Origin of the sequence: Stenotrophomonas sp. AG209, assembly GCF_003550055.1 — a bacterium.
Classification (GTDB): Bacteria; Pseudomonadota; Gammaproteobacteria; order Xanthomonadales; family Xanthomonadaceae; genus Stenotrophomonas.
Window position 1 is genome coordinate 1,457,681 of the sequence record NZ_QXDB01000001.1, and the last position, 24,000, is coordinate 1,481,680.

General features: G+C 68.4%; 15 protein-coding genes. 2 read left to right on the forward strand and 13 right to left on the reverse strand.

Annotation, left to right across the window (positions count from 1 at the left end; translation table 11 throughout):
* Positions 1-70 precede the first annotated feature (70 nt).
* The 7 genes from DFO63_RS06785 to pilG all read right to left on the reverse strand — a co-directional run bounded on the left by DFO63_RS06785 (position 71) and on the right by pilG (position 12,078).
* Entirely contained in the window at positions 71-535 is a 465-nt protein-coding gene (locus DFO63_RS06785) for a chemotaxis protein CheW (protein ID WP_014648089.1), read from the reverse strand.
* The gene (locus DFO63_RS06790; RefSeq protein WP_119006643.1) at positions 532-1,869 is read right to left on the reverse strand and encodes a chemotaxis protein CheB; all 1,338 of its coding nucleotides are present in this window, start codon (positions 1,867-1,869) and stop codon (positions 532-534) included. The genes DFO63_RS06785 and DFO63_RS06790 overlap by 4 nt, the downstream gene beginning before the upstream one ends.
* Positions 1,856-8,587: an Hpt domain-containing protein gene (locus DFO63_RS06795; RefSeq protein WP_119006644.1), complete on the reverse strand. Its 6,732-nt coding sequence runs from the start codon at positions 8,585-8,587 to the stop codon at positions 1,856-1,858. Before DFO63_RS06795 ends, DFO63_RS06790 begins: the two co-directional genes overlap by 14 nt.
* A 100-nt stretch (positions 8,588-8,687) precedes the next feature.
* Entirely contained in the window at positions 8,688-10,724 is a 2,037-nt protein-coding gene (locus DFO63_RS06800) for a methyl-accepting chemotaxis protein (protein WP_014038185.1), read from the reverse strand.
* A 41-nt stretch (positions 10,725-10,765) separates the two neighbouring features.
* Positions 10,766-11,296: a chemotaxis protein CheW gene (locus DFO63_RS06805; protein ID WP_014038186.1), complete on the reverse strand. Its 531-nt coding sequence runs from the start codon at positions 11,294-11,296 to the stop codon at positions 10,766-10,768.
* The gene (locus DFO63_RS06810; RefSeq protein ID WP_005410717.1) at positions 11,296-11,658 is read right to left on the reverse strand and encodes a response regulator; all 363 of its coding nucleotides are present in this window, start codon (positions 11,656-11,658) and stop codon (positions 11,296-11,298) included. Before DFO63_RS06810 ends, DFO63_RS06805 begins: the two co-directional genes overlap by 1 nt.
* Positions 11,659-11,676: 18 nt before the next feature.
* Positions 11,677-12,078, reverse strand: coding sequence for a twitching motility response regulator PilG (pilG, locus tag DFO63_RS06815; protein ID WP_005418455.1), 402 nt, complete (start codon positions 12,076-12,078; stop codon positions 11,677-11,679).
* Between the two features lie 240 nt (positions 12,079-12,318).
* Here pilG and gshB point away from each other — a divergent pair, with 240 nt between their 5' ends.
* Positions 12,319-13,266, forward strand: coding sequence for a glutathione synthase (gene gshB / locus DFO63_RS06820; protein WP_014038187.1), 948 nt, complete (start codon positions 12,319-12,321; stop codon positions 13,264-13,266).
* Positions 13,266-14,150, forward strand: a complete 885-nt coding sequence (locus DFO63_RS06825; RefSeq protein ID WP_049442974.1) for an energy transducer TonB — start codon at positions 13,266-13,268, stop codon at positions 14,148-14,150. The genes gshB and DFO63_RS06825 overlap by 1 nt, the downstream gene beginning before the upstream one ends.
* Positions 14,151-14,884: 734 nt before the next feature.
* Here DFO63_RS06825 and tsaB read toward each other — a convergent pair.
* From tsaB to DFO63_RS06855, 6 genes are all read right to left on the reverse strand, one after another.
* Positions 14,885-15,598, reverse strand: coding sequence for a tRNA (adenosine(37)-N6)-threonylcarbamoyltransferase complex dimerization subunit type 1 TsaB (gene tsaB / locus DFO63_RS06830; protein WP_049442973.1), 714 nt, complete (start codon positions 15,596-15,598; stop codon positions 14,885-14,887).
* A gap of 9 nt (positions 15,599-15,607) precedes the next feature.
* On the reverse strand, positions 15,608-17,656 hold the full coding sequence (locus DFO63_RS06835; protein ID WP_119006995.1) for an ATP-dependent DNA helicase: 2,049 nt from the start codon (positions 17,654-17,656) through the stop codon (positions 15,608-15,610).
* A gap of 555 nt (positions 17,657-18,211) precedes the next feature.
* Entirely contained in the window at positions 18,212-18,748 is a 537-nt protein-coding gene (locus DFO63_RS06840; protein WP_049442971.1) for a hypothetical protein, read from the reverse strand.
* Positions 18,745-21,186, reverse strand: a complete 2,442-nt coding sequence (mrcB, locus tag DFO63_RS06845; protein ID WP_101765945.1) for a penicillin-binding protein 1B — start codon at positions 21,184-21,186, stop codon at positions 18,745-18,747. Before mrcB ends, DFO63_RS06840 begins: the two co-directional genes overlap by 4 nt.
* A gap of 76 nt (positions 21,187-21,262) precedes the next feature.
* Entirely contained in the window at positions 21,263-22,216 is a 954-nt protein-coding gene (locus DFO63_RS06850; RefSeq protein WP_119006645.1) for a glycosyltransferase family 2 protein, read from the reverse strand.
* Between the two features lie 186 nt (positions 22,217-22,402).
* Positions 22,403-23,974, reverse strand: coding sequence for a hypothetical protein (locus DFO63_RS06855; protein WP_101765946.1), 1,572 nt, complete (start codon positions 23,972-23,974; stop codon positions 22,403-22,405).
* Between the last annotated feature and the right edge of the window lie 26 nt (positions 23,975-24,000).

Genomic DNA, 24,000 nt, shown 5'->3' on the forward strand with positions numbered 1-24,000 from the left:
GCATCCAGGGAATAACGAGATTGCCGGCCAGCGGCCGGCACGACCGGGAATCCGACCGGCGGGTTCCCGATCAGGCCGCCAGCGAATCCAGCGCCGCTTCCAGCGCGTCCAGGTTCGGCAGCAGCGCGCTCTGCTCACCCAGCAGCACGCGCATGTGCACGATCTGCGGCAGGGTTTCTTCGGAGGCGTCGGCCAGCAGGCCGTCGCGCGGCACCGAGATCAGCTGCGGGAAGTTCTGCGTCAGCAGCGCGTAGTACGGGCGCTGCGCATTGCCGCTGAGGGACTTCAGTACCACCACTTTGTTGTGGCCGGCCACCGTCTCTTCGCCCAGCCCGGAAAGACGTGCGAACGACACCAGCGGTACCTGCCAGCCATGCCAGCCGATCTCGCCGACCAGCCAGCGCGGCGCATCGGAGACCGGCTGCACCGGCACGCGCGACATCATTTCGGCCACGGTGGCATTGGGCAGCAGTACGCGCTCGTTGCCGGCCTGGATCAGGACGCCGCGGATTTCGTCATTGCTGGCGTAGCTCATGGTGCTTCTCCGTTGTCGTCCTGCTCACCCCAGCGCGCGGCAATCGCCTGCGCCAGTTCCTGCGGTTCACCGGCCACCATGCCGGCAGCAACCACCGCAGTGGCTGCAGCCGGGTCGTAGCAGCCCTCGCCCACCTGCCCGGCCACCCAGGCACCGGCAGCCGCCAGGTCCAGCGCCGGGCCGACGTGAGCCAGGTCGGCACCGCTGAGCAGCACCAGCGCGGTGTGTTCGGCCGGCAATGCAGCGAGCGAAATACCAGTGGCATCGCTCTGGAAATGCAGGCCATCGCTGGCCGCGCGCACGCCGATATCATCGGCCAGCACGTGGACCTCGCCCGGTACGGCGTGCTGGCCGGCCTCGGCCAGCTGCACCGGCAACGGCGAAACGCGCGACATCTGCTTGACCAGGTTGCCGTAGCGGCCACCATCCAGGCGCATGTGCACCAGCACCGGCACGCTCAACGACGCGGGCAGTGCGCCGAGCAGGCGACGCAAGGCATCCGGGCCACCGATGCCGGCCAGCACCAGCAGCGACGCGGCGCGCGCACCGGCCGGGGCGGCGGCATCCAGATCGACCAGGCTCAGATGATCGGTATCGAAGGAGGGCTGCGGCACGGCGACCGATGCCACGGCTTCTGCCGGTACCGGCGCTTCGATCGATTCCTCGACCAGCGACCAGGCGGTGTGATCGAAGGAGATCGGCGGTGCCGCAGGCGCCACCGGTTCGGCCAGCGCCTGCGGCGGCGAAGGCGGCTCCAGGGGTTCGGGCACGACCGGCTGCAGCGCCGCCAGGGCCTGCTCCAGCGCGATCGGTTCGTGCAGGTGTGCCGGAGGCGAATACAGGCCGTCTGCCGGAACCTCATCGGCCCAGCTCAGCGCCTGCTCCAGGTGGGGCTGCAGGGCTTCCTCCTGTGGCGCCGGCGCGGGCGCCGGATGGCCGGGCTCCAGCTGCAGGCTGGGCTCTTCCTCGGCACCCGGCGGCAACACCTGCTGGTGGCCATGCAGCTTGGCGGCCAGATGGCGCCCCCAACGCTGGGCCTCCCAGCCGTCGCGGCGCGCGGCCAGCTCGGCCTCATCGAACACCAGGGTCAGCCCCGGTGCCGAGAGCACGGCTTCCAGCCGTTCCAGTGCGTCCTCGATGGCAGCTTCCAGCGCGATCACCACGAACTGTGGATCCGCAGCCTGCAGGACCTGTGGCTCCAGGCCGTTCGGATCATCTTCCAGGACCAGCTGCACATCTGCATGCGACAGCGCCTCGCGCAGGCGTTCGCGCGCCGCACCAGGGCGGGCCAGCAGGGCAACGGCCGGGGCCGGATGGGTTTCACTCACGGACACGGGCGATCCCCAGCAGGTCGTACACGTTACGCATCAGGTCCAGTTCCTGGTACGGCTTGCCCAGATAACGCTGGACACCGATCTCGAAGGCGCGCTGGCGGTGCTTGTCGCCGCTGCGCGAGGTGATCATCACGATCGGCACATCCTTGTAGCGCGGGTCGTCGCGCATCGCGGTGGCCAGCTCGTAACCGTCCATGCGCGGCATCTCGATATCCAGCAGCATCAGGTCCGGCACGCGCTCTTCCAGCCGCTCCAGTGCTTCCACGCCATCGCGGGCGACACTGACTTCGAAGTTGTGGCGTTCCAGGATGCGGCCGGTCACTTTGCGCATGGTCAGCGAGTCATCGACCACCATCACCAACGGCACCTGGCGTTCGTCGCGCGGCGCATTGGCCAGCACCGGTGCCGTCGGATTGGCCAGGAAACGGCGCACCAGCGGCGCGACGTCCAGGATCACCACCACGCGGCCATCGCCGGTGATGGTGGCACCGTAGATGCCCGGTACCGATGCGATCTGCAGGCCGACCGGCTTGACCACGATTTCGCGGTTGCCCAGCACCTGGTCGATCGCCACGGCAGCACGCAGGTCACCGGCGCGGACCAGCAGCAGCGGCACCTGGTCCTGGCCATCGGCACGCGCCGGGGCCTGGCCGACCAGGCTGCCGAGGTCGTACAGCGGATAGTCTTCGCCGCTGTAGCGGTAGCTGCTGTCGGCAGCCTCAAAGCGTTCGCGCGAGAGGCGACCGATACCACTGACCGAGGCCACCGGCACGGCGAAGGTGGTTTCGCCGATCTGCACGAACACCGCCTGGGTGACGGCCAGCGTCTGCGGCAGGCGCAGGGTGAAGCGCACGCCCTGGCCACGCACCGACTGGATGTCGACCGAGCCGCCGAGCTGGCGCACTTCGTTGCGCACCACGTCCATGCCCACGCCACGACCCGCCAGCTGGCTGACCTGGTCGGCGGTGGAGAAACCGGAGGCGAAGATCAGGTTGTCCAGTTCCTGCTCGTTCGGCTGCGCATCGGCGGCCAGCAGGCCACGATCGATGGCGCGGCGGCGGATCGCTTCACGGTCCAGACCGGCACCGTCATCGGCCACTTCCAGTACGATTTCCGAGCCTTCACGGTGCAGGCGGATGGCGACTTCGCCCTCTTCCGGCTTGCCGGCGGCGCGGCGCTGTTCCGGCGCTTCCAGGCCGTGGGCCACCGAGTTGCGCAGCATGTGCTCCAGCGGCGCGACCATGCGGTCGAGAACGTTGCGGTCCAGTTCGCCGTGGGTGCCCTCCAGGGTCAGGTGCACCTGCTTGCCGGTATCCATGCCGGACTGGCGGACCACGCGGCGCAGGCGCGGCACCAGGCCATCGAACGGCACCATGCGCGCGCGCATCAGGCCGTCCTGCAGCTCGGAGCTGACGCGCGACTGCTGCTGCAGCAGCGAGTCGTACTGGCGTGACAGATCGTCCAGCACACCCTGCAGGCCGCCAAGGTCGGCCGCCGATTCGTTCAGCGCACGGCTGAGCTGCTGCAGGGTGGAGAAGCGGTCCAGTTCCAGCGGATCGAACTTCTGATCGGCCTGGTCCTGCTCACGCTGGTAGCGGGCGACGATCTGCGCTTCGGTTTCCAGGTCGAGGCGGCGCAGCTGGTCGCGCAGTCGCGCATTGGTGCGCTCCAGTTCGCCCATCGCGCCGCGGAAGGCGCCAAGCTGCTGTTCCAGGCGCGAACGGTAGATCGCCACTTCACCGGCATGGTTGACCAGGCGGTCGAGCAGATCAGCGCGCACGCGCACCTGTTCCTGCTGCGGGCGCGCCAGCGGATCTTCATCGACAACGCCTTCGGCCGGCAGCGGTGCCGACAACGGCGCATCGAGCAGTGCCGGCGCCGGGCTGGCGACCGGTGCCGACGCGGCTTCTGCGACGTTCGCCACGTTGGCTGCCGCTGCCGCCGCCGCAGCAGCGATATCGGTCGTGGTACGCACTTCGAACGCGTCGACCAGATCCTGCGCCGGTTCCACCACGCGGTGGTCACCGGTGCGGGTCAGCAGCTGGTGCAGGCGATCGAATCCGCACTCCAGCAACTGCACATCGCGGCGTTCGATCTCGGTGCGACCGGCGGCGACGGCTTCCAGCAACGATTCGATGCTGTGGCCGAGATCGCCGATGGCGTTGATGCCAGCCATGCGTGCACCACCCTTCAGGGTATGCAGGTCACGCTGCAGGCCGGCCAGCACCTCGCGGTCCTGCGGTGCATCACGCAGCTCGCTGATCAGGCCATCGCAGTGGTCGAGCAGGTCCTTGCCTTCCTCGACGAAGATGTCGACCAGCTCGCGATCGTAGACGCTGAAGTCGAGCGCATCGGCGCTGTCTTCCAGCACCGGCATGGCAAGGACGTCAGGTGTCACGGTTTCAGGCACGTCGGCTTCAGGCGTGCCGGCTGCCACGGCATCCGACACGGCAACCGCATCGACGTCGGCGGCTTCGGCTTCGGCGTGGACATCCGCCTGGCCCGGCGCGTCTTCCAGTTCGAAGAAGCGCACCGGTTCGGCGGTGGCCGGCGCAGCGGACTCCGCGATCTCCTCATTCACCGTCGCCGGGGACGGCTGATCGGCGCTCTCTCCTTCACCGATCGCCGCCTCCCCGCCGACGTCCGCATCCTCGGCAAAGGCTTCCGCCTCGCCCGGCGCGAGTTCGCTGGCCTGCAGGCCGAGCACGGGCCATTGCCCGTCGTCGGCCAGGGGCTGCTCTTCGTCGATCACGTGCAGGCCGGCCTCGAGCGCGGCTTCCAGCGAGACCGGTTCTGCAAACCCCGGCGCAGCCATTTCATCCTGCAGGCTCGACAGCTCGCTGTCGAGTGGCAGTGCAGCAGGCATTTCGAACGCCACGGCATCAACGGCGTGCGCGTGATCGGCCGAGGGCGCATTCAGGTCAGATGCGACGGCTTCGACAGCGACCGGGATCTCTTCGGCGTCGCGGTCGTCGACCGGCAGCGCACTGGCATCCAGGTATGGCGACAGATCATCCACGACGGTCAAACCGGCATCGTCGGACAACGGCGGCACGCTTTCGGACTCCGCCTCGGCGCCGGCTACGGCAACGCCTGGAACATCGTCGGCCACCTGGATCGATTCGACCACCGGCAGCGACGCCTCCTGCTCACCCGGCACGGACGGCCATCCGGCATCGAAGTAGCGCGAAAGATCGTCGCTGGCCGTCAGCTCACCGACCTCCAGCCCGGCTTCGATCGCCACGTCGGCGACCGGAGCTTGCGCAGCATCGTCATGTGCCTCCGGTTCCTGCTCCGGTGCGACAGACGAAAGCGGTACAGCATCGGTTCCGGACGCGATGGCCGTCGATGCTTCCACATCCGATTCCGCTGTGGGTTGGTCATCCAGCGCCAGATCGTCTTCTTCGTCTTCCAGGCCCACCATCGGCCAGCGCGCTTCCGGCAGCTCGCCAGCAAGCGCCTGCAGGCGCTGTACCAGCACCTGTTGCGGCGCAATGCGCGGCTGTTCGGCCTGCAATGCTTCCATGGTGGCGGTGATCGCCTGCGCGGTCGCATCCAGGGCGGCCACGCCTTCATCACCCGGGACCACCTCGGCGGCCAGTGCGCGCTTGATGTAGGACTCCGCGCCGCCGGTCACAGCCGTGATCTCGGGCACTTCGGTCATCGCGAAGGCGCCGTTCATGGTGTGCACCGCGCGCAGCAGTGCATCGCTGACCGGTTGCGGTGCCTGCTGCGCCGAACGCAGCCAGTCCTGCAGGGTGGCCTGGTGGACTTCCACCTCGGCCTCGAGAATCTCGCGCAGCACGCTGTCGATGTTGGCCGGCGTGCCGACGACTTCGGCCTCCACGACGGCATCGGTCGGCGCCGAAGCGGCGGACTCGGCGTCGAGAATGCGGCTGATCTCGTCTTCACCGTCGGCTTCGGCAACCGGTACAACCGGCGCAGCCGCACCCGGCAGCGGTACGTAGTAGGTTTCCTCGCCTGCACCGACACGATCGGCGATGGCCTGCATGGCCTGCAGGTCAACGCTGATGCGCTGGCCATGGCGCAGCGCCGCGTTCAGTTGCGGCAGCGCCGCATGTGCGTTGTCGACCATCGCCAGCACCGCCGGCGACGCGGCGCGGCTGCCATCCAGCACGCGGTTGAGCATGCCTTCGATCTTCCACGCGAACTCGCCCAGCGTGCGCGCGCCCACCAGGCGGCCACTGCCCTTCAGGGTATGGAAGATGCGGCGGATCGGACGCAGCCGGTCCATGTTGTCCGGCTGCACGCGCCACGCCGGCAGCAGCGTGCCGAGATTGGCCAGCTCGTCGTCGAACTCTTCCAGGAACACCTCGCGGATGTCCTCGTCGATGTTCTCGGCGTCGTCGTCGAAGCCGGCGTCGAAGCCCGCATTCGCGTCGGCATTGGTGTCGGCGTCGGTCGCAACCACCTCCTCCGGTGCCGCCGCCGCAGGCATCGCCTGCGGATTGAAGCCGGCAGCAGCTGCACTCAGCTCGGCGAAGAACTGGGCATCGGCTTCGCTGAAATCGATCGGCGCGATGGTGTCGATATCGATCACCGACACGGCCGGTGCCGAGATTTCCGCTGCCGGGGCGGGCGCTTCGATCGGTGGCGGCGTGAACGACGGTGCCGGCAGGTCATCCGGAGCTTCGTCCACCTCGACCTCCGCCGCAGGCGATGCATCGACCGGCGGCAGCACCACGGCATCGACGATCTCCAGCGCCGGATGCAACCCGGCGTCATCGTCCAGCGACAGCGTTTCCATCGCATGCAGCGACAGTACGTCGTCAGCGTTGTCCAATGCGTCGGCGTCGAAGCGGAACACCACGTCGTCGGACTCGGCAACCGCGTCCTGCTCGGCCGCTACCGGATCGAACACTGGTGCAGCATCGAATCCGGTCGCGGACGAAACCATGGCGTCCGTCGTCTCGTCGATCGCAGGCGCTACGGTTTCCTCAAGCACCTGCGGTGCCTCGGACAGCGACCACTGCGGTGCACCGGAGTGGCCACTGTCTGCCAGCTCGAAGCTGACCGGATCGAAACTGGCGAAGGTCGGGCTGCGTTCGTCATCGGCAGGCGCGACCACGTCGCCCTCCGAGTGGAACGGCGCCAACTCCCACTGCGGGACATCCGGTGCAGGTGCGCTGGACGCCGCGAAGACCAGCGATGCCTCGGCATCATCGTGCGTCGGCAACGGCGAGGCGTCGGCATCACCGGTGCTGGCGGCCACGGCGGCCACAGTGCCCAATGCACCGAACATCAGGCGGTTGTCGGACACCATCGGCGCCGGGGTGGCCGGCGGCGGATCAAAGGTGAAGTCCGGCAGCGGCGTCGGCATGTCGCCGGCAGCGGGCGCGGCAGGCTGCACCGGAATCTCGATGCGTTCCGGCTGCAGCGGTTCGGCCTGCAGGGTAACCGGCTCCGGTTCGACCGCCAGTACCGCCAGCGCATCCGGCGCGACGGCATTACGCTCGGGCAGCGGCCAGTAGCGCAGCGCCTCGAGGCTGCTGCGGGTGATTTCGAGGATGTCTTCGCGGCCCGGGCGACGATCGCGCAGGGCTTCCAGGTAGTACTCCAGGCTGGCCATGGCATCGGCCAGGGTGTCCAGCTGGCGGCCGCTGGGCACGCGCTGGCGGCCGATCAGTTCGGCCTCGATGTACTGCTGCACGCCACGCAGGTAATCGGCGGCGGTGCCCAGGTCGAGCATGCGCAGGGCGCCGGACACATCGCCCAGCAGGCGCGGCACGTCCTGCAGCTCGGCATGGTTCCAGCTGGTTTCGATGAAGGCGACGAAATGCTCGCGGGCGGCGGCAAAGTTGGCGATGGCTTCATGGGCCAGCACTTCCACCGTGCGCCGGTTCTCCACCGCGCTCGGATCGTCCTCGCCACTGCCGCCGGCGCCCAGATGGGCAACCTGGTCGTCCAGCGAGGCATCGACGTACAGCAGCGCACCGGCGATATCCAGCAGCAGGTTCTCGTCGATCTGCTGGCGCCCCTCGACCACGCCACGCAGCGCGTCGCGCTGCTGCACGACCACGCCGCGGGCCACGCCCAGGCCCATCATGCCCAGCGTATCGGCTACCGCGCCCAGCTCGTTGGCCTGGGTCTGCAGCTGTTCCGGCGCACCGCCGGTGCGCAGGTGCAGGTCAAGCGCATCCTTGATGCGCAGCAGTTCTTCCTTCACCGCGCTGCCGACCGTGTCGAGCAGCTCGCGGTTGCGCCCGCTCAGGCTGCCACGGGCATGGTCCAGCTCGGCCTCGGTGGCGGTGACGCTGTCCGGCGCAAAGGCCAGCAGCACGCTGTCATTGACGCCCTCTTCGCCACGCGACGCGCGGATCTCGTTGAGCAGCGGCATCAGCACGATCGGAATGTCGCGATGGCCGTTCTGCAGGCGTTCCAGATAGTCCGGCAGCAGCACGCTGCCGCGCATCAGGGTCGCGCAGGCTTCATCACGGTCGGCCACACGGCCGGCGCCGATGGCGTTGGCCAGCTGTTCCAGCTCTTCGGCCACCATCGCCGGGGCATACAGCTCGACCATGCGCAGGGTGCCCTGCACCTGGTGCAGGTAGCCGGCGCAGATGCGCATGCGGCTGGCATCGGTGGGATCTTCCGCGTAGTACTCGACCTCGTTGCGCACCTGGCGCAGGGTCTCGTCCAGCTCGGGCTTGACCCAGCCCAGCGCTGCGTGGCTCATCGCATCGCGCAGACTGCTCATGGACGCGCTCCGTTCGCCGCCGCGCGGAAGCCGCGCGAGTTCTGGCGTGGGGAATGGAAATGCTTCATCGACTGGTTCCTTGCTCGCCGCCCTGCCCGCGTCACGCCGGCAGCTTGAAGTCGGCGACCGAACGGCGCAGGTCCGCCGCCAGCTGCGCGAGGTGGCCGATCGACTCTGCCGTCTGCCCGGCACCCTGAGACGTCTGGCCGGTGATCTGCCGGATCACGCCCATGGTGCGGGTGATGTCCGAGGCGGCGGCCGACTGCTGCTGGGCGGCGATGGAGATGTTCTTGATGAGGGTGTTCAGGGCGTTGGACACGCGCTCGATCTCGGTCAGCGCGGTACCGGCGTCCTCGGCCAGGCGCGCACCGGACACCACTTCGGCCGTGGTCTGCTCCATCGAGGTGACCGCCTCGTTGGTGTCGGCCTGAATGGCCTGGACCAGGTTTTCGATGCGTCGGGTCGCACCCGAGGTACGTTCTGCCAGGCGCTGCACTTCGTCGGCCACGACCGCGAAACCGCGGCCCGCTTCACCTGCCGACGCCGCCTGCACGGCCGCGTTCAACGCCAGGATGTTGGTCTGCTCGGAAATGTCGTTGATCAGTTCCACGATCGAGCCGATTTCCTGCGACGACTCGCCCAGGCGCTTGATGCGCTTGGAGGTTTCCTGGATCTGGTCACGGATCTGGTCCATGCCCTGGATGGTCTCGCGCACCACGCCGGCACCTTCGGCGGCGATCACCACCGAACGCTGTGCCACGTCGGCCGACTCGGCCGAGTTGCGCGACACCTGCTCGATGCTCGCCGCGATTTCGCCGATGCGGTCCGAGGCCGAGGTGATCTGGTTGGCCTGGTGGCCCGCCGCCTCTGCCAGCTGCATGGCGGTGGCCTGCGTTTCCTGGGTGGACATCGCGACCTTGGCCGAGGTGTCGTTGATGGTGGTCACCAGGTGGCGCAGCTCGTCCACCGCGTAGTTGATCGCGTCGGCGATCGCGCCGGTCATGTCCTCGGTCACCGAGGCCTTCACCGTCAGGTCGCCCTCACCGAGCGAGGAGATTTCGTCCAGCAGCCGCATGATCGCCTGCTGGTTGCGGCTGTTGAATTCCACCTGGGTCTGGTAACGCAGTTCCTGCTCGCGCGAGCGGCTGCGCACGTTGGTGGAGACGAAGCCGATGATCGCGATCAGCGACAGCGCACCGGACACCACACCGATCCAGAAGTTCGGGAACAGGCGCGTATCGGACACCGAGCCGAACGAGGAGAACGCATCGAACAGCTTGCGGCTGTCGTCCAGCATGTGTGCCGAACCCTGGCCCAGCGCGGTGGCCGCCGACTGCGCCGCGAACAGCTGGCGCGAGCTGGCCAGGATCGCGTCGGCGTCCTGCTTCATCGCTTCCCACTTCTGCTGCGACTGCTCCAGCGCGGCCACGGCGGCGGCACCGCGCACGGCGGTGATGCCCAGTTCCTCGTTGCCGTTGCGCAGGCCGTCGAGCACCTGCGAGAACACGGTGATGTCACGCGCCAGCGCATCGCCGGAGGTCGCTGCGGCGCTGCCACCGGCACGCATTTCGGTCACGCGGCGGGCCATCGAACCGGCCACCACGACCTGCTGCAATGCGCTGTACACCTGCGACGACGGCGCGCCGGAGGCGGACATCGCGCGTACCAGCTCGTTCAGCTGGGCCTGCAGGCCCGGCACCGCGCCGGTGAAGTTGTTGGCATTGCCGGCCAGCGCCAGCACGGCGGGCTCGCTGGCCACCAGCTGCCCGGCCTGCTTGCCCAACGGTGCCCAGGTCTCGCCCAGGGTGGCGATGGCACCGGACACGCCCGGCTCCTTGCCGTAGCGGCCCTGCAGCGTCGACACGTTCTGTTCGATCGCGTTGCGGGTGGCCTTGAAGGCGGTGAAGGCCTGGGCGTTGCCGCCGACCGCGTCACGTCCCTGGTTGGCCAGCTGCTGCGACAGCACCTGCAGGTCGGCGGCCTTGGAGCCGGCGTCGGCAAGGCGGCTGCCCTGCCAGGTGGCGACGCCGGTGTTGACGCCGAACAGGATCATCGATGCCAGCAGCAGGAACAGCCAGAGGTTGCTGCCGCCCAGCCGCAGCTTGCCGGTCTTGGTGGCGTCCGAAGCAGTACTCATCGTTCAACCTCGATCTTCAATGCAGGGGGCGATGCCCGGCCTCAGGCCGCGGCTTGCCGGAATTCAGGGGTGCGCGACAGCAGCGAGAGCGAGAACACGCCCCAGTCATGGCCGTCGGCATGGAAGGCACGGTCAACGAAATGGCCGTAGCGACCTTCGGCCAGGGTGCCAGCCTCGATCTGCTGTTCCAGCTCGAAGCTGCGCTGGCCGAACAGTTCATCGATGGTCAGTGCGACGTCGCCGCCGGCCTGGCGCATGATCAGCACGCGCTGGCCTTCCTGCTGCACGGTGCGCGTGCCTTCCAGGAAGTACTTCAGGTCGACCACCGGGAACAGGTTGCCGCGCAGGTTGCCCACGCCCAGCAGCCAGGGCTGCGCGCAGGGCACCGGGGTCACCGGCGGCATCGGTACGATTTCCACCACTTCGCGGAAATCGGACACCAGCCGGCGCTGGCCGACGCGGAAACCGACGCCACGCCACAGGTCCTGGGCGAACTGCCGCCCGGGCAGCTGCACCGCGTGGGCCAGGCTGCGCCGTTCGTAGGCTTCAAGGATGTCGAAGGGCGAGCGCATCAGGCCACCAGTTCGTTGATCCGCGCGATCAGTTCATCCTCGCGCGGCGGCTTGACGATGTAATCGGCTGCGCCCTGGCGCAGGCCCCAGGCCTTGTCGGTTTCCATCGCCTTGGTGCTGACGATGATCACCGGGATGTGCTTGATCGCCGCATCACGGGCCATTGCGCGGGTGGCCTGGAAACCGCTCATGCCGGGCAGGACCACGTCCATCAGCACCAGCTGCGGCACTTGGTCGCGGACCAGCTGCAGGCCATCCTCGGCGTTGTCCGCTTCCAGCACCTCGTGGCCGGCACGGCGCAGCCACTGGGTGAACACCGCGCGGTCGGTCGGTGAATCCTCGATCAGGACGATACGAGCCATTGTGCCTTTCCCCCCTGGTCAGGCGTTGACGTATGTGCGGATGGCACCCAGCAGTTCTTCGCGCGTGAAAGGCTTGGTCAGGTATTGCTCCGAGCCGACGATGCGCCCCCGCGCCTTGTCGAACAGACCATCCTTGGATGACAGCATGATCACCGGGGTCGCCTTGAACAGCTGGTTGCCCTTGATCAGCGCACAGGTCTGGTAGCCATCCAGGCGCGGCATCATGATGTCGACGAAGATGATCTGCGGCTGCTGGTCTGCGATCTTGGCAAGCGCTTCGAAGCCGTCGGTGGCGGTGACCACCTCGCAGCCTTCGCGCTTGAGCAGCGTTTCCGCAGTCCTGCGGATGGTCTTCGAATCATCGATGACCATCACCCGGAGTCCTGCGAGTTCCCCGCCCGCAGTCGTGTTTTCAGTCATTGCCTATCCCCAAGCGCACGGCCCAATCTCTGGCGGGAGCCGCTGCGAAAGCGTATCTATATCGCACTTTCCGCGCCCGCTTCAAGGCCGGCTTACCGCGCAGGGGGTGGCGCCCGGCTGAACGTGACCGGGTTCGCAATGACTGCGCTGCCGGCAGGCGGACGCTGCGTTGCAGTACGGCGGGGAGGCGCGCGGCCGGCGTTGCCGCTACCATCAACGCCTTGCCTGACAGGTGCGCCCATGCCGTTGAACGTCATCGTGGTGATGGACCCCATCGCCCACATCAAGATCGCCAAGGACACCACCTTCGCCATGCTGCTGGAAGCCCAGCGCCGCGGCCATGCCCTGCACTACGTGCGGCCGGGCGGACTGGCCCTGGAAGGTGGCGTGGCGGTGGCCCAGACCGCACCGCTGCAGGTTCGCGACGACCCGGCCGGCTGGTATGAGCTGGGCGCGTTCAGCCGTACCGAGTTCGGTCCCGGCCAGATCGTGCTGATGCGCAAGGACCCGCCGGTCGACGCCGAGTACATCTACGACACCCAGGTGCTGGATGTGGCCGCCGCTGCCGGTGCCTGCGTGGTCAACAACCCGCAGGGCCTGCGCGACTACAACGAGAAGCTGGCCGCCCTGCTGTTCCCGCAGTGCTGCCCGCCGACCCTGGTCAGCCGCGATGCCAAGGCGTTGAAGGCCTTCGCCCTGGAACACGGCCAGGCCGTGCTGAAGCCGCTGGATGGCATGGGTGGCCGCTCGATCTTCCGCAGCGGCCAGGGCGATCCGAACCTGAACGTGATCCTGGAAACCCTGACCGACGGCGGCCGCAAGCTGGCGCTGGCCCAGAAGTTCATTCCCGACATCACGGCCGGCGACAAGCGCATCCTGCTGGTCGACGGCGAACCGGTCGACTACTGCCTGGCGCGCATTCCCCAGGGTGACGAGTTCCGCGGCAACCTGGCGGCCGGCGGCCGTGGCGAAGGGCGCCCGCTGAGCGAGCGTGACCGCTGGATCGCCGGCCAGGTTGGCCCGGAGATGAAGCGTCGTGGCATGCGCTTCGTCGGCCTGGACGTGATCGGCGATTACCTGACCGAGGTCAACGTGACCAGCCCGACCTGCGTGCGCGAGCTGGACGCGCAGTACGGCCTGAACATCGCCGGCACCCTGTTCGACGCGCTCGAGGCCGGCCTGCGCTGATGGCGGCCGCACCTGCCGTCCTGCCCCCGCCGCCTCGCGAAGCGCAACGGCTGGGCGCGACCATCGCGCTGTCGGTCGTGGTCCACGCCCTGCTGATCCTGGGCGTGGGCTTTGCGGTGAAGGGCGACGCACCGCTGGTGCCGACGCTGGAGGTGATCTTCAGCCAGACCCGCACCGCACTGACGCCGAAGCAGGCCGACTTCCTTGCCGCCGCGAGCCAGGAAGGTGGTGGCGAGCACGACCGTGCGCAGCGCCCGCGCGACAACCAGGCCGGCATCGTGCCGCAGGCGCAGGCGGGGCTGAGCCCAGTGCCACAACAGCAGCAGTCGGCCGCGCCGGTTCCGCCGCCGCAGGCACGCGTGGTAAGCAGCCGCAATGGCGAAGAGACGGTGGCCCAGGCCCAGCCGCGGCCGACACCGGAGCAGCCCGAACCGGATGCACCGCTGACCGCGCGCGAACAGCGCGACGCCGAGATGGCACGGCTGGCGGCCGAGGTGCATCTGCGTTCCGCGCAGTACGCCAAGCGCCCGAACCGCAAGTTCGTGTCGGCCAGCACGCGCGAATATGCCTATGCCAACTACCTGCGCGCCTGGGTCGACCGCGCCGAGCGCGTCGGCAACCTGAACTACCCGGACGAGGCCCGGCAGCGCCGGCTCGGCGGCCAGGTGGTGATCAGCGTGGGCGTGCGCCGCGATGGCAGCGTGGAAAGCAGCCGGATCCTGCGTTCAAGCGGGACGCCGTTGCTGGATGAGGCGGCGCTGCGGGTGGTGCAGCTGGCGCAGCCGTTCCCGCCGCTGCCGAAGACCGAGGACGAGATCGACATCCTGCAGGTCACCCGCACGTGGGTGTTCCTGCCCGGTGGCACCCTGCACGACGACCGGTAGGGTTTTGTTGCCCGGGCCTGCGGCCCGGGACCCGCAGAGGCGACGGCCACAACCGAATCAACAGCAGAAGCGGCGGCGGAGATGCCGGACCTGGCGGGGCGGTGTGGGCTTGCAGGACACGCCGTAAACCCCCAGACCGGCCCAGCCGCTGGCGGCTGTGCGTTCGGGCGCTTGCGAAGCCGTGCTTCGCAAGCAAAGCGCCCTCACCCCTGGGGGCTCGATGGCGCCTTGCTCGTGTGCGCTGTCCTGCGCACACGGCAGGACCGGGGTTGGGCGTCCTGCCCAACCCGCCCGAGGCATGCCTCGGGCCCATGGCGCCAACGGTCCTGCAAGCCCACACCGCCCCACCTCCGACAGATCGCGGCGCATCATTGCTGTTGGTAGGTGTCGACCTTGGTCGACACACATCCACGCCACGCGTGGATGCGAGCGAAGCGATCCGCTTTTGACTTTGACTTTTCTTTTTTGATTTTCCGTGGCGGACGCACACGGGAACTGTCAGAGGTCGGGCGGGGTGGGTTCGCGGGGGTGTCCGCGGCATGGATGCCGCGGCCAAGCCCCCAGGGGTGAGGGCGCTTTGCTTGCGAAGCACGGCTTCGCAAGCGCCCGAACGCACAGCCGCCAGCGGCTGGGCCGGACCGCGGAGCGGGGTTCACGGCGTCCCCCGCGAACCCACCCCGCCCGGCCAAGCGCGGCTTTTGATTTACGCGATCCCCCCCCCCGCCACGAGGGGCTCAGCCGTTGGCCTTCGCCTTCGCTTCTCGCGCCGCCTGCTGCTCGACCAGGGTCAGTGCCACGTTGTCGCGCAGGTAGGCCGGCTCAACCTTCTCCGGTGCAATGGCTTCGCCGCGCGCGAAGGCCGGCACCGCCAGTGCCAGCACGTCCGACGCACGCGGCAATGCGGCGGCATCGAATCCACGCAGGCCAGCCCCAAGTTGCGCCACCAGTGCACTCTCGGCTGCGCCGAAACCGGTACCCACACCGTAGGCGGACAGCCCTTCCGGCAACGCCACCGCGGCAGGCGCACATACGCGCTCGGCATCGCGCGCGACCGGCAGGCCGTCCACCCGCTCGAAACGTGCGACGTAGAGTTCGCCCATCCGCGCATCGATCGCCGACAGGATCTGCGTTTCTTCCGCCGGTGCCCGCAGCGCCAGCACCTGCAGCGTCGAGACCGGCAGCAGCGGGCGGTCCAGTGCCAGTGCGATGCCCTGGGCGATGGCAATCGCTAGGCGCACGCCAGTGAACGCACCCGGACCGCGACTGAGCGCGATACCATCGAGCTGGCGACGGCTGATGCCGGCGTCGGCCAGCAGCGCCTCGGCCCACGGCAGGCTCAGTTCGGCGTGCCGGCGCGGGGCGATCTCGAAGCGTTCCAGCACCTGCCCATCGACATGCAGGGCAACGGAACAGGCTTCGGTGGCGGTTTCAAAGGCGAGCAGTTTCATCGGATCAGGTCAGAACAAGGGGAACGTGGCACCGGGAGCCGGCTCCGGCCCTGCCGCAACGGCGGCCGGGACAGGCGCATCATCGGCCACGGGTAGCCATTGTGGCGTAAAGAAGGCCTGCACATCGGCCAGGCTGCGGGTGCGCCGGAACGGCGGCAGCGACTCAAGGAAGACCCGGCCGTAGCCGCGGTTGAGCAGGCGCGGGTCGCACAGCACCAGCACGCCCCGGTCGCTTTCGCTGCGGATCAGGCGGCCAACGCCCTGCTTCAGTGCGATCACCGCCTGCGGCAGCTGCTCGTCGCGGAACGGGTTGCCGCCCTGGCTGCGGATCGCCTCCAGCCGCGCCTCGTAGACCGGGTCATCCGGCGCCGCGAACGGCAGCTTGTCGATCATCACCACGCTCAGCGCTTCGCCGACCACGTCCACGCCCTCGCGGAAACTGGCCGAGCCCAGCAGCACGCCATTGCCCGATTCGCGGAAGCGCTGCAGCAGCGTCGCGCGTGGCGCCTCGCCCTGCACGAACAACGGCCACGGCCCGTCGCGCAGTGCCTCGGCGGCCTCACGCAATGCACGGTGCGAGGCGAACAACAGGAACGCCCTGCCCTGCGAGGCCTGCAACACCGGCCGTAGAGTCTGGATCAGCGCGGTGCCAAACCCGCGCGCCGCCGGATCGGGCAGGCCTTCGGGCAGGTAACACAATGCCTGCTCGGGCCAATTGAACGGACTCGGCTGGACCAGCGTGTGCGGATCGTCCAGGCCCAGGCGCGTGGCGATGTGGTCGAAGCCACCGCCAACGGTCAGCGTGGCCGAGGTGAAAATCCACGCCGCGCGGCTGCGCTCGCGATGCTCGCGCAGCGGGCCGGACACATCCATCGGCGTACGCTGGCAGCGGAAACCCCGCGGGGTGAGCTCATACCAGAGCACATCGGCGGCACTGGGAGTCTCCGCCGGATCGGTATCGAAATCGAGGGTGGGCTCATCATCGCCCAGCCAGCGCTGGAGCCGCGACACAGCTTCGCGCGCCCGCGCATGACAGGCGTCCAGGCCCGCCGCCGCTTCCCGCAGCGGCTGCAATGCCTGCTCCAGCGTCACCAGGCCGGCCATCACCGTATCGAATCCATCGCGCACCTGTGGCATCGCCAGCGCGCGCCACTGCGTACCACGTGGCGGCAGCCCCTCCATCGCCGAACGCAACGCCAGCAACGCCTGCTGCAACTGGTCGACCGGTTCCTGCAGGGCCGACTGCGCACCGCCCACGCCGCGAGCTTCGGCCAGGCAGTCGCGGCCCAGCTCCTGCCACGGACGCATGCCGAAGCCTTCGCCGAAGAACTGCGCGGCCAACTCGGGCAGCTGATGCGCCTCGTCGATGACAAAGGCCTGCGCCCCCGGCAGCAACTCACCGAAGCCATCCTGCTTCAGTGCCAGGTCGGCCAGCAGCAGGTGATGGTTGACCACCACCACGTCGGCCGCCTGCGCACGCTGGCGCGCACGCACCACGAAACAGTCATCCCAGAACGGGCAATCGGTACCCAGACAGTTGTCGACGGTGGAGGTGACCATCGGCAGCAGCGGCGAGTCATCGGCCAGGCCTTCCAGTTCGGCGATGTCGCCGAACTCCGAGCGGCCGGACCAGGCCAGGATGCGCTGGAACTGCGCGGCCTGCTCGGGGCTGGAAAACCGCGGTTCACCCCGCGCCTGCTGCAGTCGGTAGCGGCACAGGTAATTCGCGCGCCCTTTCAACAGCGCGCTGCGCAGGCCGACGCCCAGCGCCTGGCGCACGCGCGGCAGATCGCGGTGATAGAGCTGGTCCTGCAGCGCGCGGGTGCCGGTGGAGATGATGGTGCGCAACCCGGACAGCAGCACCGGCACCAGATAGGCGAAGGTCTTGCCGGTGCCGGTACCAGCCTCGGCCAGCAGCAGGTCCCGCTGCTGCAGCGCATCGGCGATGGCTTCGGTCAGGTGCAGCTGTGCCGGACGCGGGACAAAGGCATCCAGGTGCGAGGCGAGCGCGCCGCCTTCGCTGAGGGCTTCGCGGCTGGCATGGACAAGGTCGGACATCAGAGGGAAAGGATACCCGGCCGGGCGCTGCCCGGCACCCGTTTCAAGCCGGAGCAACAGCAACAGCAACAGCGGTGTTCATGGCTCTGGGTTGTACTGGGGACTGGCGGGGGACTGTGGGTTTGCGGGGACGCCGTAAACCCGTCCCTGGGGGCTTGGCCGCGGCATCCATGCCGCGGACACCCCGCAAACCCACAGTCCCCCGCCTCCGACAGTTTCCCGGTGACGGAGGGACGCACTTCGTAGCGTCGAGCTTGCTCGACTGGGATGTCAAAAGCGGTGGAGGGAACGGGAAGAACGATGAGTTACCGCGAGTGCGCGCAGCGTGCGACCCGCTTTTGATTTTGATTTTGTTCTTGCCTGCGGCCCGCGCGATGTATGGCGGGCCGGGTGGGTGGGGCGTGCAGGACCGTTGGCGCCATGGATGGCGCCATCGAGCCCCCAGGGATGGGTTTACGGCGCGTCCTGCACGCCCCACCCACACGGCCCATCACGACCATCCATCAGTGCGAGCGCTTGCCGCAGAGGGGGCAGCGCCCGATGGAGTGGAATAACTCAGTACCGCTTGATCCCCGGCACGGTGCAGCCTTCCAGCTGCGCATGCGCCGACACCGCATTCTCCTTCTCGCCCCGCGCCAGGCGCGACTGCTCGATCGTCGCCCAGTGCCGGCGGCACAGCGGCCCGGTCTTCGAACCCAGATCCACCGCCTTGCGCGCGAACGTCTCCGCCTGTGCCCACTGGCCCTGCAGCAGTGCCAGCTCGGCACGTTCCTGCAAAACCGCCGGGTCGCCGGCGACGATTTCCAGCGCATGGTCCAGGCTGCTGGCCGCGCCGGCCAGATCGTTTGCCTGGCGCTGCGCCTGTGCGGTCAACCGCAGGTCTTCCACCTGCGAATCACGCAGCGGCTGCACCGACAGTTCCTTGTCGTCCGGGCCTGCTGCTGCATCCACGGCAGCCAGGCGCTGCGCCGGCGTGGTGGTGTCGACCGGCTTGACCACCGGCGGTGCGCTGCTCACGCAGGCGGCCAGGGCCAGGCTGAGGCCGGTCAGGGCCAGGGGCTGCAGCAGGGATCGCATGTTCATCGGCATCATCGGCTCGGGGGAGGAGTAGCGGCGGCGGGTGCCGCGGCAGGTTCGGCAGGTGCTTCCGGCTTGCGGTCCAGGCCGAACCAGCTGCGCCAGCCACCGCCCTCGCCTTCGGCCCCGCCCTGCCCGTCCGGCGACACCGCCGGTGCGCACGGCGCATAGGCCGGCGCATAGCCAACCACGAACGGGAAACGACGCGCGCCGGGGCAGCCTTCATCGGTGCTGTTGAGGCCGGTGGGCGCCACCGACTGCCAATCCAGGCCCTTGTTGCTGACCCGCAGCGGCGCGCTCGGCAGGCGCTGGAAGATGCCCGACCAGACCCGCATCGCGCCGGTGGCGCCATACAGGCCGGCCTGCTCGTTCTGATCGTTGCCGATCCAGATCACCGCCAGATGATCACCGGTGTAGCCGGCATACCAGCTGTCACGGCCATCGTTGGTGGTGCCGGTCTTGCCGGCGGGCTGCAGGCGGCCGAGGCCATCGGCATTGAGCCGCTGCGCGGTACCGCTGGCGACCACCTGCTGCAGGCCGACACTGATCAGGTTGGCGGCAATCGAATCGCCTTCCTGCGCCGGTGCCGGGGTCTTGTCGTATCGCTTGAGCAGCTTGCCCTGCGGATCGAGCACGCCACGCACCGCGTGCAGCGGCTGGATCTCGCCGCCGGACGCAAGGAACTGGTACAGCTGCGCCATCGCGTACGGGCTCTGGTCGGTCGAGCCGAGGATCACCGCCGGGTTGGCCTCGGCCTTGATCCCGGCCAGCACGTGGATCAGCTGGGTCACGCGCTCGGGGCCGACCTGCATGCCCACGCGCACCGTGGCCTGGTTGTAGGAATGCGCCAGTGCGTCGATCAGGCGCACCGTGCCGTGGCTGCGGTTGTCCGCATTGCCGGGGTTCCAGTTGCGGCCGCGGCCGAGCTGCACCGTCACCGGCGAATCATCCACCCAGCTGGCCAGCGAATAGCGGTCCGGCTGCGCCAGGGCCAGCAGGTACACGAACGGCTTGAGCAGCGAACCGACCGGGCGCTGTGCCTCGATCGCGCGGTTGAAGCCGACCTCGGACACCTCGCGGCTGCCGATCACCGCCAGCACGTCACCGTTGTGCACGTCGGTCAACACCATGCCGGCCTGCAGTTCAGGGCGGCGCTGGCTTTCCAGCGACTTGATGGTGCGGGTCACCGCGCCTTCGGCATAGGCCTGCGCGGACGGCGACATGCCGGTCATCACGCTCAGGCCCGCGCCCTGCAGCGCCGATTCCGGATAGTCATGGCCGAGCTGGCGGCGAACCAGGTCAACGTAGGCGGGGAAGCGGTTGGCTGCCACCAGGCCCGGCGTCTTGGGCACGCCCAGCGGTGCCTTCAGCGCGCGCTGGTACTCGGCATCGTCGATCAGCGTGGCCTCGTGCAGCTTGCCCAGCACGAAGTTGCGGCGATCCAGCGCGCGCTCCGGGTTGCGCCGCGGGTCGTAGAAGGACGGGCCCTTGACCAGGCCGATCAGCAGTGCGATCTGCTCGGTCTCCAGCGACTGCAGGTCACGGCCGAACCAGAACTCGGCGCCGGAGGACATGCCATGGATCGCCTGGCTGCCGCGCTGGCCCAGGTACACCTGGTTGAGGTAGGCCTCGAAAATGGTGCGCTTGTCGTAGCGCGCTTCCATGATCAGTGCGTACAGCACCTCATTGAACTTGCGGGTGACCGTCTGTTCCTTGCCGATGCCGAGCAGGCCGCTGCGGGCCAGCTGCTGGGTCAGCGTCGAAGCGCCCTGGCGGCTCTGGCCACCGGAACGGATCGTCACCCACACCGCGCGCGCGATGCCGGACAGGTCGATGCCGTGATGGCGGTTGAAATCCTTGTCTTCCACTGCCTGCAGGCCGGTCACCAGCAGGTCCGGCGCCTCGTCCATGCGGATCAGGCGGCGCTCTTCCTGCTTCTGGCCGTACAGGGTGGCGATGCGCGCCGGATCCAGCCGCGCGGCCTTCAGCGCCTTGCGGTTGTCAGCGTCGCGCAGCGAGGCCACGCCGCCGTCGGCCAGCGACAGCTCCACCCGGCGCGGGGCCACCCGGCCGTCAACGTCGTTGAAGCCGCGGCTGGAGATGACGAAGCGCCCGCCGTTCACCGCATAGGTGGCCGGCTCCTTGCCCTGCCCGTCATCGCGGTAGGCAGAGGCTGCCAGCTCGGTCTTCAGCGTGGACGCATCCATCGCCTTGCCGGGAGTCAGCACCAGCGGGCGCGCGTACACGCGCGTCGGGATCTGCCAGCGCAGTTCACCGAAACGCTGGGTCACCTGTTGGTTCAGGTACAGCGTATAGGGGATGAGGAAACCCAATCCCAACGCGACCGCAGCCATGCTCCAGGTGATCAGCCGGCGCCGCCACAGCGGACCGTTGTCCTGCTGGTCGTCGTCGTCGAAATCGTCGATGTCGTCGGAATCGTAGCGTCGGGGCACGGGAGAAGCATGGCAGGGGCGTCAGCGGAGTCTACCCCAGCCCATTTCCCCAAGGCAGGTTCACCAAACTGCCTGTTCAGTGATTTACCGGAGGCAGGGGCCCGGCCTTGCCCCGAAGCCCATCCCACAGCCCTCTCAACATGAACCGCAACCGAATCCAGCGAGGGGCGAGGAACACGCCGTTGCCTACCAGCTTCAGCAGCAGGCGCGGCACATCCTGGGCAATCCACACCCGTGGCGTATAGGCACGCGCGTAGAGCAGAACGCGATTGCGCATGATGAAGTAAAGGCGGAAGGGCTTGTGCACGATCACGCCATCCGGCTTCGTACGTGATGGCAGCAGCTCCTCGCCGATGCTATGGGTCATCTGCGCGTCGCAGATGCCATACAGGGAATAACCATGGCGCTTGGCCCTGAAACACCAGTCCATGTCCAGGTTGTCAATGAACAGGGATTCGTCCATTGCACCGATATCCTGCAATGCCGACATCGGCACCAGCGAACCGGAGGTAATGAGGAAATCGCAGGAGATGCGCTGGCCCGCTCCCCCCCGCAACTTGTGGTTGAACGGGAAGCCAAAGCGAACGAACGGGGCAAGCATGCCACTGCGCGAATCGCGGAACTGCGGGCCGACAGCGGCCACGCGCTCTGCGCGGGCCAATTCGATCAGTGCAGTCCCCAGGACATCCACCATCCCTGGCGCCAGCACACTGTCCTGATCCATCAGCAGCACATAGGCAAAGCCGAGCGCCTGTGCCCGCTCATAGGCCCGGTTCAAGGCACTCCCGAGGCCAACGTTGTGCGCCGAGGCAATTACGCTGATTCCGCCCTTTCCGGCCAGCAGTTCGTCGACATCAACACCCGTGCTGCCATTGTCGAACACCACAAGATGCCCCACCTGCTGCAGCACACTGTCAACCACCCGCCGCAACAGGTCCGGCTCGGGCCCATAGGTGACGATGACAGCGCAGACAAGGGAGGCATCGAAGGCGGACCCCGGACCGGGTCCCTGCGGAATCACTGGATTCATGACGTCATGTCGCTGGCTGCGGAACGCAGGCTGTGTGAAAAACGATGAAAACGACCGAAGGCCATCTCCCGCCAAACCTGCAGCAATAACATTGACAGCAAGACTGACAACTCACTGCACCGCTTGAGCGTGATGCAGCGGCTGGACTATACCCGACCAGTACGACCTGCACGAATCCTGTCGATATCAGTGTGGTCGCAGCTCACCACCGGCGCGGCGCAGGCGGTCTTCGAATGCCGGCAGTTCGGCCAGGTCGGGTTGCAGCAAGCGCGCCTGTTCGGCGGCGTGCGCAGCGAAGGCCAGGTCGCCATTGCCGAGCCGTTCGCTGCCGATCGCCAGCCAGCGCTGGGCCAACCGCAGCCGCGCCGAGGGCAGCCCGGCCGCAGTCGGTGACAGGGTCTGCCAGGCCTGCAGGCAGGCGCCTGCCGCCTGTACACGATTCTGACGCAGATTGTCGTCGAAGCAGCGGCGGCTGGCGGGCAGCAGGCGCGCGGCGGCGGCCTTCACCCGCACGTCGCGAGGGGCCAGTGACTGGGCTTCGCGCAGCGCGTCGAATGCGCTGTGCCCCGGTGGGCTGATCCATTGCCCTGCACGCTCGGCATGCTCGATCTTCCGCAGATGGTCGCGCAGCTGGCGTTCGCGCTGCGCCGTGCTGATCGCCGGCTGCTGCAGGGCCCGTTGTGCCTGCTGCGCGCGCTGCAGGCGCTGCGTCAATTGCTGTCGGATTGCCTGCGAAGCCCCCAGCTCCGCCGCCAGGGCCGCATCGCGTTGCGCCGCATCGAACTGGAAGTCGTCGGCGGATGTCTGGCTACGCGCGACCACCGCCTGCAGTGCCTGCTCACGCCCGCGCTGTGCATTCGGATCATCGGCAGCCACCGCAAGCACTGCCAGGAAGCCCTTGGCCGCGGCTTCCAGCTGCTGCCGCTGCAACGCACGCTGCGCCTGCCGCAAGCGCTGGTCCACCGCGCGCGCCAGGGCTTCCTCGCTGGCCGGCAGATCGGCATGACCGGCATCGAACTGGCGGGCACGACGCAGGATCGCGGCCGCCTCGGCCAGCTCCCCACGCCCCGCCAGCGTGCGCGCCTGCAGCAGCAGGTCGCTCAGCGCATCCTCGCGCCCTTCCAGCGCCGGCAGGTTGTCCGGCTGCAGGGCCAGGATGCGCTGGAACAAGGGCAGCGCACTGCTGTCGCCGTCATCCAGGCGTCCAGCAGCGAACGCGTTGCGCGCCTGTGCCAACAACGCACCAATGCCCGCTCCGGCACTGCGTCGCGCCTGCAGCTGGCGGGCGACCGCATCGGCTTCGCCCTGCGGCACCTGCAGCTCACGCGCCAGTGCCAGTGCCTGCGCGCTGCCGTCCAGGTCATCGGCCTGCAGGCGATCGCGCGCCTGTTGCAGCGCTGCCGCACCGGTATTGGCCAGGCCCTGGCGCGCCTGCGGACGATCACCGTCCAGCGCCAGCACTGCCTGGTAGCGCTCACGCGCACCACTGCCGTCGGCATCGCTCAGGCGACCGGCGGCCAATGCACGATCCCCCTCGGCCAGCAGTTGTTCGATCTGCGGCTCGTCCCAGAACCAGTCTGCCAACGGCTTGCGCAGCAGCACCAGCAGCACGAACACGGCCAGCGCTGCGAGCAGCGCCCAGCGCCAGATCCGGCGCGCATGGCGCGCCTGCAGCCACCACCAACGGCCCTCGCGACGGACGCGGTCCAGCGCAGGATGTTCAGCGCCATGCGGGCGATGCGGGGGCTCGCGTTCCATGCGTGCAGGGTAGCCGGGGCAGCGTG

What these genes read in the sequence shown, in the direction of transcription:
- DFO63_RS06785 (WP_014648089.1), bottom strand. Translation starts at nt 535, where the DNA reads ATGAGCTACGCCAGCAATGACGAAATCCGCGGCGTCCTGATCCAGGCC.
- DFO63_RS06795 (WP_119006644.1), bottom strand. Translation starts at nt 8,587, where the DNA reads ATGAGCAGTCTGCGCGATGCGATGAGCCACGCAGCGCTGGGCTGGGTC.
- DFO63_RS06800 (WP_014038185.1), bottom strand. Translation starts at nt 10,724, where the DNA reads ATGAGTACTGCTTCGGACGCCACCAAGACCGGCAAGCTGCGGCTGGGC.
- DFO63_RS06805 (WP_014038186.1), bottom strand. Translation starts at nt 11,296, where the DNA reads ATGCGCTCGCCCTTCGACATCCTTGAAGCCTACGAACGGCGCAGCCTG.
- DFO63_RS06810 (WP_005410717.1), bottom strand. Translation starts at nt 11,658, where the DNA reads ATGGCTCGTATCGTCCTGATCGAGGATTCACCGACCGACCGCGCGGTG.
- pilG (WP_005418455.1), bottom strand. Translation starts at nt 12,078, where the DNA reads ATGACTGAAAACACGACTGCGGGCGGGGAACTCGCAGGACTCCGGGTG.
- gshB (WP_014038187.1), top strand. Translation starts at nt 12,319, where the DNA reads ATGCCGTTGAACGTCATCGTGGTGATGGACCCCATCGCCCACATCAAG.
- DFO63_RS06825 (WP_049442974.1), top strand. Translation starts at nt 13,266, where the DNA reads ATGGCGGCCGCACCTGCCGTCCTGCCCCCGCCGCCTCGCGAAGCGCAA.
- tsaB (WP_049442973.1), bottom strand. Translation starts at nt 15,598, where the DNA reads ATGAAACTGCTCGCCTTTGAAACCGCCACCGAAGCCTGTTCCGTTGCC.
- DFO63_RS06835 (WP_119006995.1), bottom strand. Translation starts at nt 17,656, where the DNA reads ATGTCCGACCTTGTCCATGCCAGCCGCGAAGCCCTCAGCGAAGGCGGC.
- DFO63_RS06840 (WP_049442971.1), bottom strand. Translation starts at nt 18,748, where the DNA reads ATGATGCCGATGAACATGCGATCCCTGCTGCAGCCCCTGGCCCTGACC.
- DFO63_RS06850 (WP_119006645.1), bottom strand. Translation starts at nt 22,216, where the DNA reads ATGAATCCAGTGATTCCGCAGGGACCCGGTCCGGGGTCCGCCTTCGAT.
- DFO63_RS06855 (WP_101765946.1), bottom strand. Translation starts at nt 23,974, where the DNA reads ATGGAACGCGAGCCCCCGCATCGCCCGCATGGCGCTGAACATCCTGCG.